Raw genomic sequence first — 17,771 nt, 5'->3', positions numbered from 1 at the left:
CTATTAAAAACAATTAAAGTTTTAATGGCTCATTTTTGTAATTTATGTTAAAATTTTTGTATAGATGATATTTTGATCTGTGAAATTATAGAGTGGAGTGATCAGTATGAGTAAAAAGTATAAATCTTTTCCTATTATATTTCTAATATTTGGGCTGGTTTTAATTGCACTTATTTCTGGTTATTCAATAAGAAAGCACATAAAAACTATGGATAAGTTAGATCAACAATCAGGTATGGTATCTGCTGAAGCATCAAAGGAAGATAGAAGCGAAGATTCAAAAATATTTTTCAATAAACCTGACGTTATGCCATCTGATTCAATAATAAAAATATATAAGGATAAAAGGATACTAGAACTGTATGGTGATAAAAAACTTATAGGTAGATTTAAGATAGGACTTGGAAGAGACCCATGGTTAGATAAAGAAAAAGAGGGAGATAATAGAACCCCCGAAGGTACATATTATATTTGCACTAAAACTAGCGAGACAAAATACACTTATTTTATGGGGTTAAGTTATCCAAGTACTAAGGATGCACAAAAAGGCCTGGAAAAGGGAATTATAAATCAGGATACATATAATAGAATAAAAAAAGCTATAGACTCAAAACAACAGCCCCCATGGAACACCCCATTAGGTGGAGCTGTAGGTATTCATGGCGGAGGAAATAAGGATAATTGGACTTATGGATGCATTGCTGTGTCAAATGAAGACATTAATATACTTAAACTGTATACTCCTTTTAAGACCCCTGTTGAGATTTATAAATGAAGTGGAAACTTGAATCAGATGGGGGTAGTCATCGGATAAGCTAAGAATTCCTCTAAGAAATTCTATAATGAAATTAAAATTTAAAAACTACTATAATAATTTACATTTAATTAACACAAAATAAAAATAGTAGAAAATAGGAAAGAGGAATTGGAGGCAAAAATGTGAAACGTATATTAATAAAATTTATTTTAGTTTTTATGTGTATAACAAGTATATCTAACATAACTGGATATAGTGTATGTGCAGCTAATCTAAAGGAAGCAAACAGTTTTAGTTTTACGGAGGACAAAGAAGAACTATACGAAGATTTTCTAACTATACTGTTATCTCCATATTTAGATAATGCAATTGAGAGTTACTATGGAAAAACTAAAAAATATAGTGAGGCCAAAATTATAAATATAAAACGTGTTGAGGAGCAATCTTATTATTTTACTGTAACATTTCAAGTAAAGACTTTTGACGATAATAACCTTATTGGGGTAGAGAATATTACTATGAGAAATGATGATGGAGAAATCGAAGTAATCAATTTTATACATCAAGACGTACCTGTTAAAGCTAGTAGATAACTTTTGTCTGTTATATTTTGGATAAAAAGATCAATTGCTAAAATAAAGTATAGTGATTGATCTTTTCTATTTGTAATTTTGTAATGCTATAAGTTAAAATGTATCAAGCACTTTTGATTTAAAGTTTCCTCCTAAAGCACTGTTCATTTATATCTTGAGCATAAAAGTGAAGAAACAAACAGCAGCATGATCATCAAAAGACTTCCTATATCTGAACTTCAATTTGAAACATTTACAGTTGGAAAACTTTCCCGTACAAGTTCAAAGCTTATATGGATCGAAGGTATCTCAAATTGTAAGTTGCTAGATGAGATAAGAAATAGAATCAACAATATAGATATTGATATGGTGGATGGGGTAGGGGTTTTAGCAGAGCTTATTAAGGATAAAGGAACAGGAATATTTCTGTTGGAAGGGAAGGTGTACCATTTCCTTCGATTATTGAGTTAATAGGAATGACTATTATTATTGATATAATCCGGGAAGCGGGAATACGTATGCCAGGAATGATAGGATAGTTTATAGGAACATTAGGAGCTGTTATTATAGGTCAGGCGGCTGTAACTGCAGGTTATGTAAGTGCATCTCTTATTATAGTGGTTGCTTTTTCTGCAATAGCTTCCTTTGCTATTTCATCAACAACAATAGTAAATCCCTCAAGATTGCTTAACTATTTTTTAATACTATTATCTGGCATATTTGGTATGTTTGGTTTTCTGAATGGGATTTTTATTTTTATGTAGTGGATAGCAACATTGGAGTCCTTTGGGATTCCTTATTTATATCCAGTAATTCCAATTGAGTTTGGAGGCTGGAAAGATGTATTTATACGAGCTCCTTTTAGAAAACTACAAGAAAGGTTAAATCTTATGGCACCTAAAAATGACAATAAAACTGGGAATAAAACCAATAAGTAAAATATTATGTAGCACTAGGTAGGGGGGATTGTGGATTATAATAAATTTACAAGAGAGCAAGTACTTTTTCTTATATTTGATGCTGGTTGTGCTAATATGGCATATACTCTTAGTTGGACTGCTTACCTAGCAGAAAGGAGCAGTTGGGTTGTATCAGCTATTGGAATCTTAATGATGATTCCCTTTGCTATAGGAATACTATATATTTGTAAGGATTATAAAGATCATACAATCTTTGATGTTATAGAGGATGGTTTTGGTAAGTTTATATATATATTATAGTAGTTTTAGTCTATTCAGTAATAACAATTGCATTAGGAACTTTTATGACGAATATGTTTATTGGAGCAGTAAAAATATACTTTTTACAATTTACACCTTCATGGATTTTAATGTTATTTATTATATTTATGTCAGCTCTGTTTGTGAATAATCGCACTTTGTTGTTTGGAAGGGTGGCTGAATTATTTACAGCATGGTATATACTTAACTATTTTATTGGATTTTCTCTTTCATTTGTAAAAGAGTTTAAAATTGAGAATATGATTCCTATGTTTGATGTTACCTTGTTAAAATTCTCAGAAGGTGTACTTTTTTCAATGGGAGCCGCATCGGAAATTTTGATGGCTGTAATGGTTATGGCTAAGCATATTCCAGAACCTTATGCCCATCGTAGATGGGTGGTAAGAGGAATGGTATTTTGGGCATCCATATTGTCATTAGCGATGATTATGATGCAGGGAACATCCGGCTATGAATTGTTACAACGTACTGCTGAAGCAGGGGTAGGTATATCAAGGTCAATATATATTGGAGATTTTGTAAGAGGGTTAGAAGTGTTTATTTTAGCGACATATCAGCTTATTACTATATTAAAAATTTCAATATACATATATGGAATATGGATACCAGTAAAAAAATATTTAATGAAAAGTATTCCACTATTATATTATTCTTAATAGCAGTATTAATATTTTTACCATCAGTATGGTTAAATTCATCTAATGATGCATATTTTCTTTCAATATTTACAACTTCATTTATAGTTTTACCCTTTGCAATAATTGTCATGATGCTAGCTTGTTTAGGTATTCGCATAATAAAAAAAAGGTCTGGTGGTGACTAAAATTGAAAAAAATAAGAATTTTGTCAATCATATTAAGTTTAATGTTTTTGTTTACCGGATGTTGGGACTATGCTGAGTATCAGCAAATAGCTCAAATATATTCTTTAGGTATAGATTTTGAAAAAGAAACTAACGACATAACAGCAACCCTCCAATATATTTCAACAGGTAAAGCACAAGGAGGAAAAATAAGTGAGTCAATTACAGGAGCTGCTTATTCCGCTAAGGGCAAGACCATTATGGATGTTTTAAACAAGCTACAGGAGGTGACCTCAGGTAAATTATTTTTTGCTTATCTTCAAGTCTTAGTGATTGGTGAAGATGCTGCAAAATACATATTGAAAGATACAATCAGTCATACAGAGCGTACTCCCAGCATTCGTAATTCAGTTTATGTAATCATTGCACCTGGCAAAGCTGAATCATTAATAAGTACAGTTGATCCTTTTAATCCGGTAGCGTCAGGTAAGAAGATGCGCAATCTATTAAATACATATGAGAATGGGGGGCCTACAATTCCGGTTACTTTCCACCAGTTTATTCAAATGATGGTTAAACCGGGAATAGAGCCTATTGCTTCAAGAGTAATATCTACCGGAGCGAAAAATCCAACATTACAGGATAGTTCTAAAGTCTTAGGTGGAACACATGAAGATATAAAACTTCATTTAGAAAATGAGGGTAATTTTAGAGCTTGGGGACTGGCTGCTTTTAAAAAAGACAAATTTATTGGGTGGTTGAATGATGATGAAAGCTTAGGTTTATCTTGGATAAAAGGGAAAAAGATAACTACCTACAAGAGTACAAAGTCAGCTGAAGAAATTAATTTTAATAGTTCTTATTCAAATAATGTAAATTTTAATCCTGATGTAACAAATATATTATACTTTTATATAACAAGCTCAAAAAGCAAAATAAAAGCTCAAATTAATGATAAGAAACCAGAGATACAGGTTAATCTCAAAGTATAAGCTAATTTGAGAAAGTATTATACAGGTGAAGGTTCAACCTATTTAACTCCTGATATAATTAGGTCAATGGAAAAAAAGTTAGAAAATAGTATAAAATCAGATGTTATGGCTGCAATTGAAAAGGGGCAAAAGGAATTTAAATCAGATATATTTGGTTTTGGTTTTAATTTATATAGACAGCACCCTAGAGAGTGGCATAAAGATTATGAGAAAATATGGGATGATATATTTCCTGATATCCCTATTAAAGTTAATATAGATGCCAAGATTAATAATACTGGGACAAATATCAGAAAGTTTTTTTTAGATAATTATCTTTTTATTTTATCATCCAATAATGATAAAAATTGTGATTTTAACCTATAATTCTATAGACTAATAAATCTATAAATGCACAAACTTTAAATGCAAAGGATAAATATTATAAAATTACAAGGAGGAATAAAACCATGGCAAATAGAAGTAATAGAACATTAGTACCAGAAGCTAAGGCAGGATTAAATCAATTTAAAATGGAATCAGCTAGAGAAGTTGGTGTAAATTTAAAAGAAGGCTACAATGGAGATCTTACTTCTAGGGAAGCTGGATCAGTAGGTGGAAATATGGTTAAAAAGATGGTAGAAGCTTACGAACAAGGTTTAAAATAACAACATAGTAAAAGGCCTGTATCCTGCTATTAAAGGATGCAGGTCTTTTTATAAAAACTTTTTCTATTGTATTCTATGTGGTTCTATTTCTTAAGTGTATATATATAACTTCTAATTTTATATTTTTTCGTTAAATTTATATTTATGTTGGGGTCTTCCAACTTTTCCATATTCAATAATTTTAGATAAATATCCTTGCTTATCCATATATTCAAGATATCTTCTCACAGTAACCCTAGCTATTCTTAACTGTTCGGATAAATCTTCTGCTGTAAAATACACATCTTTATCTTTTTCTAGAGCATTCCATATCCTATTATAGGTATATTTATTAAAGCCTTTTTCAAGTGGATTTGAAGTACTATTATCAATGCTGTTAGCTATATTCCTGCTATTTATAATTAATTTATCTAATTCATTTTGTTCAATAGTTTTTTGATTGCTAAAACTATAATACCTCTCTTTAAATAAATTAAGAGCTTCTTTTAATCGTTCAAAAGTAAATGGCTTTATGAGATAGTCTATAGCACCAAATCTAAAAGCCTCCTGAACTCTTTCGATGGTTTTATCAGCGGTAATAAGAATGATATCTACAAAAATTTCTTCTTTTCTGAGCCATTTTAAAAAATTAAGGCCATTCTCTCCAGGTAAATAAACATCAAGAAGAATTAAATTTATTTTGTGTTTAGATATAAAATCTCTAGCTTCAGTAAGATTACTAGCTGATTTAACTAGATTAAATCCTTCAACTTTTGATAAAAATCTTGAATTTATTTCTCTCACCATAGGATCATCTTCAACAATCATTACTTCAATCATTTTATTTACCATAAAATAATAAACCTCTCTTAAATTAATTTTTGAGAACATTTGCATCTTTAATAATATCAGTAATCACGAAAAAATAAAATATTGTATAAATTAAATCCGTTTGTTAAGAAACTTTGCAGATACTTTAAAAAAAGGAGATTTTGTAAATATCTTATTAATATTCATTACGAAATTTTAAAAATAGACACTTTTAGTGTATAATTAAATTAAGATATGTGTACCAATAGGTATACAGAAAATAACAGATAAATAAAAGGAGGTAATACATGAAAAAAAAGTATAATAAGTATTTTAAGATCATTAGCAGAATTTTCTTTATGACATTCGGTGCAGCTTTAGCATCTATAGCTCTAGAGATATTTCTAATACCAAATAATGTAATTGATGGAGGAATAACTGGTATATCTATTATATTAAACCATCTAACAAAAGCTCAACTTGGATTATTCATATTTATTTTAAATATACCTTTCCTTATAATAGGGTACAAGCAGATAGGAAAAACTTTTACTCTATCAACTTTATATTCCGTAATAATACTATCTGTAGGAGTAACTATTCTTCATCCTGTTGAAAGTATAACTAAAGATATTCTTTTGGCATCGGTATTCGGCGGTATCTTACTGGGAATAGGAGTTGGATTGGTAATTAGAAATGGTGGTTCTTTAGATGGAACAGAAATAGTAGCTGTTATATTAGACAGAAGAACAGGTTTTTCAATAGGCGAAATAGTTATGTTCTTAAATCTATTTATATTAAGCAGTGCAGGCATTGTTTTTGGATGGGATAGAGCAATGTACTCATTAATAGCATATTTTATTGCATTTAAAGTAATAGATATTGTTGTTGAAGGTTTGGACGAAGCAAAATCAGTATATATTGTCTCTGAAAAACATCAGGATATTACAGATGCTTTATTGGCTAGACTTGGAAGAGGTGTAACCTTAATTCAAGGAGAAGGTGGATACAAAGGTGATCCAACAAAAGTAATATATGTTGTTGTAACACGTTTAGAAGTTGCTAAGTTGAAATCTATTGTGCAAGGGCTCGATGAAGATGCTCTTATGACTGTTGGAAGTGTAGAGGCAACTGGTAAGAGATATAAAAAGAAAGCAATCCATTAATTTATGATAAAAAGGCTGAAGTATGTTCATTTTCCATAAACATCTCTCAGCTCTTTTTGCATTTTGCTACATATATATCTTTAAATTTTACTGAACCTTTTTACCTAGGTATAGGGGGAACCTCTTCTATTATAAAGGCTTCTAAAGGTGGAGAACCACCAGCAACACCAACAGTATATATGGCATAATATTTATTTGGCATTAGTTGAACATCTGGTATAGTAAATAATACATTATTAGTACCTGTAGCAATAACCCGAAATGTATAAGTTCCAGGAGGAATACAGGCATATGTTGTATAATCTTCATATTTAACACTACTAAATATTTTGGTACCATCTTGTACTCTAATATCAAGGGGTGGCGAGTTTGGAGATAAATTTATAAGTCTTACACAGGCCCTGTTAAAATTTTGCGGTGTAGTAGGTTCTGGAATAGGATATAGAATTATATTAGGAAAGTATCCTATAGCTGCAATATTATAAACAAATCCAGGAGGAAGAGCTATGGGGGAATCTATTATCGGATTTACATTCTGGCCAGTGGGGTAAACCTTAATATTATTATTTCCTTTAGGAAATATCAGGTATTTGGAGAATTCTTTATAAGCAATATTTTTGGCAATAAGTTTATCATCTAAATAAACATCTATAGGTGGTGAATTAGGTGAAGCGTTAAGTATTCTGGCATACGAATTCATTTGATCAACTCTATAAAAATCATTGCACACATATTGAGAAGGATTATAAAACATAACTATTTATCCTTTCAAATTTCTAAATAATATATTATATGAAAATAAGTGTAACTGTGTGAGTATGATTTTTTATTTAACATATTTAAATGTAGAGACGCACAAAAATATCCATATAATAAAAAATCAGATACCTAGGATTAGGTATCTGACTAAAATAGGTTTCTAGTAAGTTTTCATTAATAGCATGTAAAACTATCTATTTGTCTTAAGTCCATTCCGAAGTACACCCATCTACGTCCATTCCAACGATAACCAGAAACTGACCTTCTTCCTACAAAAGTTAGCCAAGCCCAGAATCCTCTTCCTCTTCGAGGCCAAATATAAACAAATCTGAACACACATCGTCTTATAGTTTGAGGTTCAACTGCCATTACTCCAGGACCGGATTGAAACGTAGCGCTCTGTTTAGATGGTGTGATAGATGGTGGTGGTCCAGAAGGTGCACCGCTGCCTTGAGGTCCGCCTGGTTGGGCAAATGGTGGTCTGCCAGGTTGCCCAAAAGGAGGAGGTGGTGGTGAAAATTGACGATAATAAGGACAATAGTATGGAATATCTGTTGATTCTTCTTCAACCATATCATCTAAAGCATCAAATTCTTCAGGATCTTCGGATCTAAAGTAGTTACAATAATACATGTGTACACTCCTATTTTTTTGATTGCATTATATACTATGCTCTAAATGTTAAGAGTGTTACTATAAAAACTTAAATAAGATTATTCTATTACTACTTGCTCAATACTATTACTTTATTAAAGTCTTATATTAAGCAGAAGGATCGCTATTTCTAAAATACTTTTATAGTTGTTTTGACAGGTATTTCACTTAATAATTCAGCGCCTTCATCGCAAATTCTTAAACCACATCCTGAGTCCTGTTCAGCACAATAGAACACATTAAGACCATCAATTTGGGTGAAATTTTTCATTTCTACCTTATTGAGATTCAGGCTTTTACCTTGAAGTCCGGTTGTATAAAGTCCTTCGTCAATTTCTCCAGAAAGAATATTAAAACATTTAATTTCTCTCCATGTATTATTTTCTTTATAATAAATCCTGCATATGTGGTCAGAGGAGTTCACAGTTATATAGTAGTTAGTGTTTGACTTGAATTTTGCAGTTTCATCAGTTTCACCTTTGACTTTTCCATTAAGTATAGATAACATTTTGCTATCTATTTTACCAGTTATATTTAGACCATTCTTACTTTGAAAGCTTTTTATAGCTAATATGGTATCATAACTAGACAAATTACCATTTATGCTTATATTATAACCTAAAGATACAAGGGTTTTCTGAATTTGAATAGGTACTGGACTAAGGCCGTCTTTATCATCTATAGATCTATTGTTGATATAATTTAATAAAGCACTAGCTGTTCTGGGACCAAAGATACCATCAATACTTATACCTAGCTTTTTTTGTGCATCCTTAACGGCCTCTTCTGTAGCCTTTCCGTATATTCCATCTTCAGCAAGGCCGGCACCGAAGTGTAGATTTAAAGTGGATTGTATATATTTAACAATATCACCCTTGTGATTTAGTTTAATAATTGTTGAAGAATTTTTACTAATATTATATGTAGTAGGATTAGAAGCTTGATTGGTTACTGCCTGCTGAGCATGAACGGATTTTCCGCTTAAAGTTATTCCTGTTGCTATGGATGCTATTACTATTAATTGTTTTGAATTTTTCATTAAAGATATCCTCCTTAAAAAACATAAATACTAAATATATCTGATAGCTCATTGTATCGCTTAGCTTGTTGTATAAAAGATAAAAACTGTATATAATTGTGATTTTATTTCACTTTTGTGGAAATAAGTAAAAATCAAGTAGAATTTTGGTTATCCAGGTAATATATACGTAAGTGGTTAGGGATTTTAAGGGGTAGGTTTAAAAGTTGTATGAGGACTGCCTGTTCTAATTCAGATTTCACTTCATATATCCTCAATTATTAGAGAATAGTCAAGTAAACTGACCTAGGTGTATCTATGGGTCTAATAGAGAGAAAATGTGCGAAATATAGATTATTAATTAACTAGTTTCAAATAAAAGAATATGGCTCTAGAATATAATATTGTAAAAGGTGTTAGAATAACATTCGTTGCTTAATGAGCAGCAAATAAATGGACAAAGAGTAACAGCTAAAAAGTTGTTGACACTAATAAATGTTCATGATATCATGTAAAAGCTGTTAAGAACGTCAGAAAATAAAAAATATTTTAAATGTTCTTGACAAGATAAAATAAACATGATAAACTAAATAAGCTGTCGAGATGAGTCGACATGATCCTTGAAAATTAAACAGAGGTTGAAAGTCAAAATGACTTTTATTAAATAAACTAAACCAGCAATTCTTTAACTACTATATATTAGTAGTGAGTAAAACAGTAATGAGCATTCAAACTTTTAAATTGAGAGTTTGATCCTGGCTCAGGACGAACGCTGGCGGCGTGCCTAACACATGCAAGTCGAGCGATGAAGCCCTTCGGGGTAGATTAGCGGCGGACGGGTGAGTAACACGTGGGTAACCTGCCTCAAAGAGGGGGATAGCCTCCCGAAAGGGAGATTAATACCGCATAACATTAGTTTTTCGCATGAAGAACTAATTAAAGGAGTAATCCGCTTTGAGATGGACCCGCGGCGCATTAGCTAGTTGGTGAGGTAAAGGCTCACCAAGGCGACGATGCGTAGCCGACCTGAGAGGGTGATCGGCCACATTGGAACTGAGACACGGTCCAGACTCCTACGGGAGGCAGCAGTGGGGAATATTGCACAATGGGCGAAAGCCTGATGCAGCAACGCCGCGTGAGTGATGAAGGCCTTCGGGTTGTAAAGCTCTGTCTTTTGGGACGATAATGACGGTACCAAAGGAGGAAGCCACGGCTAACTACGTGCCAGCAGCCGCGGTAATACGTAGGTGGCGAGCGTTGTCCGGATTTACTGGGCGTAAAGGATGCGTAGGCGGATATTTAAGTGAGATGTGAAATACCCGAGCTTAACTTGGGTGCTGCATTTCAAACTGGATATCTAGAGTGCGGGAGAGGAGAATGGAATTCCTAGTGTAGCGGTGAAATGCGTAGAGATTAGGAAGAACACCAGTGGCGAAGGCGATTCTCTGGACCGTAACTGACGCTGAGGCATGAAAGCGTGGGTAGCAAACAGGATTAGATACCCTGGTAGTCCACGCCGTAAACGATGAGTACTAGGTGTAGGAGGGTCGAACCTTCTGTGCCGCAGTTAACACAATAAGTACTCCGCCTGGGAAGTACGATCGCAAGATTAAAACTCAAAGGAATTGACGGGGGCCCGCACAAGCAGCGGAGCATGTGGTTTAATTCGAAGCAACGCGAAGAACCTTACCTGGACTTGACATCCCCTGAATAGTGCAGAGATGCATGAAGCCCTTCGGGGCAGGGAGACAGGTGGTGCATGGTTGTCGTCAGCTCGTGTCGTGAGATGTTAGGTTAAGTCCTGCAACGAGCGCAACCCCTATCATTAGTTGCTACCATTAAGTTGAGCACTCTAGTGAGACTGCCCGGGTTAACCGGGAGGAAGGTGGGGATGACGTCAAATCATCATGCCCCTTATGTCCAGGGCTACACACGTGCTACAATGGTAGGTACAGAGAGATGCAAGACCGCGAGGTGGAGCAAAACTCAAAAACCTATCCCAGTTCGGATTGTAGGCTGCAACTCGCCTACATGAAGCCGGAGTTGCTAGTAATCGCGAATCAGAATGTCGCGGTGAATACGTTCCCGGGCCTTGTACACACCGCCCGTCACACCATGAGAGCTGGCAACACCCGAAGTCCGTGAGGTAACCTGTAAAGGGGCCAGCGGCCGAAGGTGGGGTTAGTGATTGGGGTGAAGTCGTAACAAGGTAGCCGTAGGAGAACCTGCGGCTGGATCACCTCCTTTCTAAGGATAATACAGACAGGTAATGCTGTCTGAAAGACTGGTTTAGCCTCTGTTTAATTTTGAAGGATTAAAACCTTCAAATTGTTCTTTGAAAATTGCACAGTGAATTAGTTAAACAACGCAATTGTTTAACATAAAAAAGTAAAGCTAAAGGTAAAACTACTTATGTAATAATAAGTAATAAACTTTTGTAACTTTAATCAAACTCATAGAAATATGAGCAATAAATTGGTCAAGCTACAAAGGGCGCATGGTGAATGCCTTGGCACCAGAAGCCGAAGAAGGACGCGATAAGCTGCGATAAGCTTTGGGTAGGCGCAAATAGCCAGTGATCCAGAGATTTCCGAATGGGGCAACCCACATTACTAACGTAATGTACTATAAACTGAATTCATAGGTTTATAGAGGTATACCCGGGGAACTGAAACATCTAAGTACCCGGAGGAAGAGAAAGAAAAATCGATTTTCTAAGTAGCGGCGAGCGAAAGGGAAAGAGCCCAAACCAGGAACTTGTTCCTGGGGTTGCGGATAGACCATAAATACTGCAATTTTTTAACTGAAGAGAGCTGGAAGGCTCCGCCGTAGAAGGTAAAAGCCCTGTAAGTGAAAGAAAAGAGCAGTCAGGTCTAATCCAGAGTACCACGAGACACGTGAAACCTTGTGGGAAGCAGGGAGGACCACCTCCCAAGGCTAAATACTAACTGGTGACCGATAGTGAAGCAGTACCGTGAGGGAAAGGTGAAAAGAACCCCGGAAGGGGAGTGAAATAGAACCTGAAACCGTGTGTCCACAATCAGTCGAAGCACTTTTATGTGCGACGGCGTGCTTTTTGTAGAACGAGCCAGCGAGTTACGATGTGTAGCAAGGTTAAATACTTAAGGTATGGAGCCGAAGGGAAACCGAGTCTGAATAGGGCAAAGAGTTGCATGTCGTAGACCCGAAACCGGGTGACCTATCCATGGACAGGTTGAAGCGGAAGTAAAATTCCGTGGAGGACCGAACCACGTTGGTGTTGAAAAACCATGGGATGAGCTGTGGATAGCGGAGAAATTCCAATCGAACTCGGAGATAGCTGGTTCTCCTCGAAATAGCTTTAGGGCTAGCGTTTTGAATGAGTAATGGAGGTAGAGCACTGAATGGGCTAGGGGCTGACAACAGTTACTGAACCCTATCAAACTCCGAATGCCATATACTTGAATCAAAGCAGTCAGACTACGAATGATAAGATCCGTGGTCAAAAGGGAAACAGCCCAGACCATCAGCTAAGGTCCCAAAGTGTAAGTTAAGTGGAAAAGGATGTGGGATTTCTAAGACAACTAGGATGTTGGCTTAGAAGCAGCCACTCATTTAAAGAGTGCGTAATAGCTCACTAGTCGAGAGATCCTGCGCCGAAGATGTCCGGGGCTAAAACTTACCACCGAAGCTATGGATTGATACGTAAGTATCAGTGGTAGAGGAGCTTCCTGTATGGGTTGAAGTCGTACCGTAAGGAGCGGTGGACTGTACAGGAGTGAGTATGCTGGCATAAGTAGCGAGAAATAAGTGAGAATCTTATTGGTCGAAAACCTAAGGTTTCCTGAGGAAGGCTCGTCCGCTCAGGGTTAGTCGGGGCCTAAGCCGAGGCCGAAAGGCGTAGGTGATGGACAATCGGTTGATATTCCGATACCGCCAACTGACGTTATTACAAATGGGATGACGCAGGAGGATAAGATGTGCGCACTATTGGATGTGCGTCTAAGCATCTAGACAGACTAGGCAGGCAAATCCGTTTAGTCAATGTTGAGGTGTGATGGGGAGCCCTTATGGGCGAAGTATCTGATTCCACGCTGCCAAGAAAAGTCTCTATGGAGGATGTTGGCGCCCGTACCGCAAACCGACACAGGTAGGTGAGGAGAGAATCCTAAGACCAGCGGAAGAATTGTTGTCAAGGAACTCGGCAAATTGACCCCGTAACTTCGGGAGAAGGGGTGCCTACGCAAGTAGGTCGCAGAGAATAGGCCCAAGCAACTGTTTAGCAAAAACACAGGTCTCTGCTAAAGCGAAAGCTGAAGTATAGGGGCTGACGCCTGCCCGGTGCTGGAAGGTTAAGGGGAATACTTAGCGCAAGCGAAGGTATGAACTTAAGCCCCAGTAAACGGCGGCCGTAACTATAACGGTCCTAAGGTAGCGAAATTCCTTGTCGGGTAAGTTCCGACCCGCACGAATGGCGTAATGATTTGGGCACTGTCTCGACAACAAATCCGGCGAAATTGTATTGCGAGTGAAGATGCTCGCTACCCGCGATTGGACGGAAAGACCCCGTAGAGCTTTACTGTAGCTTAGCATTGAATTTCGGTATTGTCTGTACAGGATAGGTGGGAGACTTGGAAGCAAGGGCGTCAGCCTTTGTGGAGTCAACCTTGGGATACCACCCTGACAGTACTGGGATTCTAACCGGCGGCCATGAAACTGGTCACGGGACATTGTTAGGTGGGCAGTTTGACTGGGGCGGTCGCCTCCAAAAAAGTAACGGAGGCGCCCAAAGGTTCCCTCAGAACGGTTGGAAATCGTTCGAAGAGTGCAAAGGCAGAAGGGAGCCTGACTGCGACACAAACAAGTGGAGCAGGGACGAAAGTCGGGCTTAGTGATCCGGTGGTTCCTCGTGGGAGGGCCATCGCTCAACGGATAAAAGCTACCTCGGGGATAACAGGCTGATCTCCCCCAAGAGTCCACATCGACGGGGAGGTTTGGCACCTCGATGTCGGCTCGTCGCATCCTGGGGCTGAAGTAGGTCCCAAGGGTTGGGCTGTTCGCCCATTAAAGCGGCACGCGAGCTGGGTTCAGAACGTCGTGAGACAGTTCGGTCCCTATCCGTCGCGGGCGTAGGAAATTTGAGAGGAGCTGTCCTTAGTACGAGAGGACCGGGATGGACTGACCTCTGGTGCACCAGTTGTTCCGCCAGGAGCACAGCTGGGTAGCTATGTCAGGACGGGATAAACGCTGAAAGCATCTAAGCGTGAAGCCCACCTCAAGATAAGATTTCCCATAGCATAAGCTAGTAAGACCCCTTGAAGAACACAAGGTTGATAGGTTAGAGGTGTAAGCATGGTAACATGTTCAGCTGACTAATACTAATAGGTCGAGGGCTTGACCAAAAAATAGTTAAGAGTGTAGAGTTGAGAATTAAGAGTTAATGATGATTTTCACTAGCGTGAAAATCTAAAATTTAAATTAATTAAGCTCTACATAAAAAAGCTATACTTATCACTGTGCAATTTTCAGAGAATAATATTCTCATAAGAGTTAATAATTTATTGTGTATAAAGTTATTAGTTAGTATAATTATCGTTTTTTCGACGTTAGGAGAAAAAACAACCATAACTCTTAACTATTAATTCTTAACTCTCAACTAAATAAATCTGGTGATTATGACGTAAAGGTAACACCCGTTCCCATTCCGAACACGAAGGTTAAGCTTTACAGTGCTGATGGTACTGCACGGGAGACTGTGTGGAAGAGTAGGTCGTCGCCAGGTAAGTAACAGGAAGACACTAAGTTTTGATACTTAGTGTCTTTTACTTTATATAAATAAATATTTGTTTACATAAAGTAAAAGTATAAACTAACATTGATGGGACACACTATGAGATGTATTTAAATTGCAAAGAAGAGGTGTGTTTGAGGTGGACAGAACAATAATATATAATCTTGTGAACTCTGTTGCTATTGGCGAAAAGGAGACTTTAAAATATCCTATACCAGAGGTAAATGAAATAGATATTAATTTGAGTCAATTTAGACGTAATTTTAATATAATTCGAAATCTAGTAAAGCCTAATGTAAAGTTTATGGCAGTTTTAAAAGGGGATGCCTATGGCCATGGCTTGATACCTATCGCATATGAGCTAGAAAAGTGTAAGTGTGATATTTTGGGTGTTGTTAGATTAGTTGAAGCCTTTACGTTAAGAGAGGCTGGAATTAAAATGCCTATCAATCTGCTTGCGCCGATTGTTCCATCACAAGCTCCATGGGTTGTTAAATATAACATTACTCCAATGATAGATAAAGAAGAAATTATAGATGCATTAGAAAAAGCCTCTACTGAAGCTGATAAAATAATCAATATACATATTAAAATAAATACTGGATTAAATAGATATGGAATCCAACCTGAAGAGGCTGTTGATTTTATTAGGAGAGTTCATGAGTTATATTCCCATATAAATATAGAAGCAATATATACACATTTTCAGGATCCTGATTTTAATCCAAAGTTTACTAAAATGCAAATAAAATGTTTTGATGAAGTTATTAATAAGTTAAAGAAAGAGAATTTAATGCCTAAGATAGCTCATGCAGCAGGTTCGACGGGCATACTTATGTATCCTGAGTCACACTATGATATGGTTCGCTGCGGAATTATTCTATTTGGTTTAGAGCATAAGTCTGGAGAAAAAAATTTACCTGAGGGTGTAAAACCATTAATAACTCTAAAAGGGCGTATTATGAAGCTTGGTTTAATAAAAGCAGGTGAAGCCGGAGGGTATGGAGATAAATTCATAGCCAAAAAAGATACACCAGTTGCAATTATTGGCCTTGGATATGCTGATGGGGTTACTAGAGAATGGAAAGAGGTTCTTATAGCTGGAAAGCGAGTTTCAGTGATTAATTATTTTATGGATAGCATGATAGTAGATATTTCAGATTTGAAAGAGGCTGTTATGGAATTTGATGAAGTAGTAATCATAGGAAGTCAAGGAGCAGAAAGCATAAGCTGGCAAGAGGCCTGTAAACATATTGGATCATACGTAGATGAGCAGATACAGCGTATCACTGAAAGGGTTCCAAGACATTATTTTTACGAATAGAAAGGTCGTGACATTATTAAGATTTTTTATTATTCTCACGACCTTTATTACGGCTAATAGTATAGATTAAAGAGATCTCTTTATTTTTCATTTTCAACTTTAGGGAACCAAAGCTTAATTTCTCTCTCTGCATTATCAATGTTATCAGATGCATGCACCAAGTTCCTTTGCTTTTCAATTCCAAACATTCCTCTAATACTACCCATATCTGCAGTTAGGGGATCTGTAGCCCCATTTATCTTTCTAACTAGATTGATAGCGTTTTCGCCTTCTATAACCATAGCTACAATATTACCTTCTGTAAGGTAATTTATTAAATCACTAAAAAATGGTTTATCTTTATGTTCCACATAATGTTGTTCAACAATCTTGTCATTTGCTCTAATCATTTTTAACGAAGATATAATTAAATTTTTATCTTCATAGAAAGTGATTATTTTTCCGATAAGCTTTCTTTTAACTCCATCTGGTTTAATTAATACAAGGGTTTTTTCAAACATAATATCATTCCTTTTTAATGTATTTTGTGGAAATTATATCATTATATTGGATGATTTCAATAGGGGGTAAACTTAAGGCGTGAGATTAAAAGTAAAATTATAGTGTAAGTGGTAAACTCACGGCATAAGTAGTATACTTATATGACTAAGTAGTGCTATGAAGTAGGTGAACATTCAATAAGAGTAGAAAATTAAAAGTTTTAAGGGGGGGTTCCATGAGGAATTTTAAGAAATTGGTTATAGGCGCTGTCAGCGTCATAATGTTATTTGGAGGAGCATATATCACTAATTATTTTTTTAATATGATGAAATATAGAACTATAATTAAAGAGTTATCAATAAGCAAAGTTGATTTATCGAAAATACCTGATGGAAATTTTACAGGCTCCTTTGACGCTATTTTTGTAGAGGCTAAAGTAAATGTAATAGTTAAAAATCATAAGATCGTTGATGTTAAGCTGATTAATCATAAGAATGAAAGAGGCCAAAAAGCTGAAGTTATTCCCCAAAAAGTAGTACATGCTCAATCTCTTCAAGTTGATGCTGTTTCAGGTGCTACTAATAGTAGTAAGGTTATTTTAAAAGCTATAGAAAATGCATTAATAAGTGGTGAAAATAAATAAAAAAATATTAAATAATCAATAATTTAATATTGACAATTATCTGAATAAAGTATATTATATAAATCAAAGTCAATGAAGAGAAGTAGTAAATACAGGAACTTAGTTAAAGCGAGTTTGGAATGGTGAAAGCCGAACACTGTAGCCTATATTGAATGGA

The 17,771-nt window shown here is 35.8% G+C and carries 14 protein-coding genes, 3 rRNA genes, 2 pseudogenes and 1 other annotated feature (1 of these 20 running past the window's edge); of the genes and pseudogenes, 14 read left to right on the top strand and 5 right to left on the bottom strand.

What is annotated here, in order from left to right:
- Positions 1–106: 106 nt before the first annotated feature.
- The 8 genes and pseudogenes from CLMAG_RS17575 (at position 107) to CLMAG_RS17540 (ending at position 5,011) form a co-directional block, all read left to right on the top strand.
- On the top strand, positions 107–775 hold the full coding sequence (locus CLMAG_RS17575) for a L,D-transpeptidase family protein (protein WP_066625543.1): 669 nt from the start codon (positions 107–109) through the stop codon (positions 773–775).
- A gap of 164 nt (positions 776–939) precedes the next feature.
- Positions 940–1,350: a DUF3888 domain-containing protein gene (locus CLMAG_RS17570; RefSeq protein WP_066625540.1), complete on the top strand. Its 411-nt coding sequence runs from the start codon at positions 940–942 to the stop codon at positions 1,348–1,350.
- Positions 1,351–1,536: 186 nt separating this feature from the next.
- Entirely contained in the window at positions 1,537–1,800 is a 264-nt protein-coding gene (locus tag CLMAG_RS17565; RefSeq protein ID WP_066625537.1) for a spore germination protein, read from the top strand.
- 5 nt (positions 1,801–1,805) lie between these two features.
- Positions 1,806–2,267 (top strand): annotated as a pseudogene (locus tag CLMAG_RS35030) (spore germination protein).
- Positions 2,268–2,297: 30 nt separating this feature from the next.
- Positions 2,298–2,549 (top strand): hypothetical protein, encoded by a 252-nt coding sequence (locus CLMAG_RS17560; RefSeq protein WP_066625535.1) that lies wholly within the window; start codon positions 2,298–2,300, stop codon positions 2,547–2,549.
- A 44-nt stretch (positions 2,550–2,593) separates the two neighbouring features.
- Positions 2,594–3,226, top strand: a complete 633-nt coding sequence (locus tag CLMAG_RS17555) for a GerAB/ArcD/ProY family transporter (protein WP_082831986.1) — start codon at positions 2,594–2,596, stop codon at positions 3,224–3,226.
- 169 nt (positions 3,227–3,395) lie between these two features.
- Positions 3,396–4,730 (top strand): annotated as a pseudogene (locus CLMAG_RS17550) (Ger(x)C family spore germination protein).
- A gap of 83 nt (positions 4,731–4,813) precedes the next feature.
- Complete coding sequence (locus CLMAG_RS17540) at positions 4,814–5,011, top strand: alpha/beta-type small acid-soluble spore protein (protein WP_066625525.1); 198 nt, start codon at positions 4,814–4,816, stop codon at positions 5,009–5,011.
- 117 nt (positions 5,012–5,128) lie between these two features.
- Here the strand turns inward: CLMAG_RS17540 and CLMAG_RS17535 are convergent, their stop codons facing one another.
- Positions 5,129–5,830, bottom strand: coding sequence for a response regulator (locus tag CLMAG_RS17535; protein WP_066626260.1), 702 nt, complete (start codon positions 5,828–5,830; stop codon positions 5,129–5,131).
- Between the two features lie 278 nt (positions 5,831–6,108).
- On the opposite strand from CLMAG_RS17535, the gene CLMAG_RS17530 reads away from it, so the two are divergent.
- Positions 6,109–6,966 carry a YitT family protein gene (locus CLMAG_RS17530; protein WP_066625524.1) on the top strand — a complete coding sequence of 286 codons (858 nt, stop codon included), beginning with the start codon at positions 6,109–6,111 and terminating at the stop codon, positions 6,964–6,966.
- Between the two features lie 100 nt (positions 6,967–7,066).
- Here CLMAG_RS17530 and CLMAG_RS17525 read toward each other — a convergent pair whose 3' ends face one another.
- The 3 genes from CLMAG_RS17525 to CLMAG_RS17515 all read right to left on the bottom strand — a co-directional run bounded on the left by CLMAG_RS17525 (position 7,067) and on the right by CLMAG_RS17515 (position 9,418).
- Positions 7,067–7,720, bottom strand: a complete 654-nt coding sequence (locus CLMAG_RS17525) for a DUF4397 domain-containing protein (RefSeq protein WP_066625522.1) — start codon at positions 7,718–7,720, stop codon at positions 7,067–7,069.
- Positions 7,721–7,899: 179 nt separating this feature from the next.
- Positions 7,900–8,358, bottom strand: a complete 459-nt coding sequence (locus CLMAG_RS17520) for a hypothetical protein (protein WP_066625520.1) — start codon at positions 8,356–8,358, stop codon at positions 7,900–7,902.
- A 151-nt stretch (positions 8,359–8,509) separates the two neighbouring features.
- Entirely contained in the window at positions 8,510–9,418 is a 909-nt protein-coding gene (locus CLMAG_RS17515) for a peptidoglycan-binding domain-containing protein (protein ID WP_066625518.1), read from the bottom strand.
- A 716-nt stretch (positions 9,419–10,134) separates the two neighbouring features.
- On the opposite strand from CLMAG_RS17515, the gene CLMAG_RS17510 reads away from it, so the two are divergent.
- The 4 genes from CLMAG_RS17510 to alr all read left to right on the top strand — a co-directional run bounded on the left by CLMAG_RS17510 (position 10,135) and on the right by alr (position 16,491).
- Positions 10,135–11,644, top strand: a 16S ribosomal RNA gene (locus CLMAG_RS17510).
- Positions 11,645–11,874: 230 nt separating this feature from the next.
- Positions 11,875–14,778, top strand: a 23S ribosomal RNA gene (locus tag CLMAG_RS17505).
- A 263-nt stretch (positions 14,779–15,041) separates the two neighbouring features.
- Positions 15,042–15,158: ribosomal RNA gene (gene rrf / locus CLMAG_RS17500) — 5S ribosomal RNA — on the top strand.
- The 16S, 23S and 5S rRNA genes sit together here, the layout of an rRNA operon.
- A gap of 148 nt (positions 15,159–15,306) precedes the next feature.
- A complete protein-coding gene (gene alr / locus CLMAG_RS17495) occupies positions 15,307–16,491 on the top strand; it encodes an alanine racemase (RefSeq protein WP_066625515.1) in 1,185 nt (394 codons plus the stop codon).
- A gap of 80 nt (positions 16,492–16,571) precedes the next feature.
- On the opposite strand, the gene ndk is transcribed toward alr, so the two are convergent.
- Positions 16,572–16,991 carry a nucleoside-diphosphate kinase gene (ndk, locus tag CLMAG_RS17490; RefSeq protein WP_066625512.1) on the bottom strand — a complete coding sequence of 140 codons (420 nt, stop codon included), beginning with the start codon at positions 16,989–16,991 and terminating at the stop codon, positions 16,572–16,574.
- Positions 16,992–17,206: 215 nt separating this feature from the next.
- On the opposite strand from ndk, the gene CLMAG_RS17485 reads away from it, so the two are divergent.
- Positions 17,207–17,614: an FMN-binding protein gene (locus CLMAG_RS17485; protein WP_066625509.1), complete on the top strand. Its 408-nt coding sequence runs from the start codon at positions 17,207–17,209 to the stop codon at positions 17,612–17,614.
- A gap of 63 nt (positions 17,615–17,677) precedes the next feature.
- Positions 17,678–17,771: a binding site (T-box leader), on the top strand; it runs 142 nt beyond the window's last position.

Source organism: Clostridium magnum DSM 2767 (assembly GCF_001623875.1).
Lineage (GTDB): Bacteria > Bacillota > Clostridia > Clostridiales > Clostridiaceae > Clostridium_AM > Clostridium_AM magnum.
Note: the sequence above shows the minus strand (reverse complement) of the source record. Positions and strands in the feature narration are given on the sequence as shown.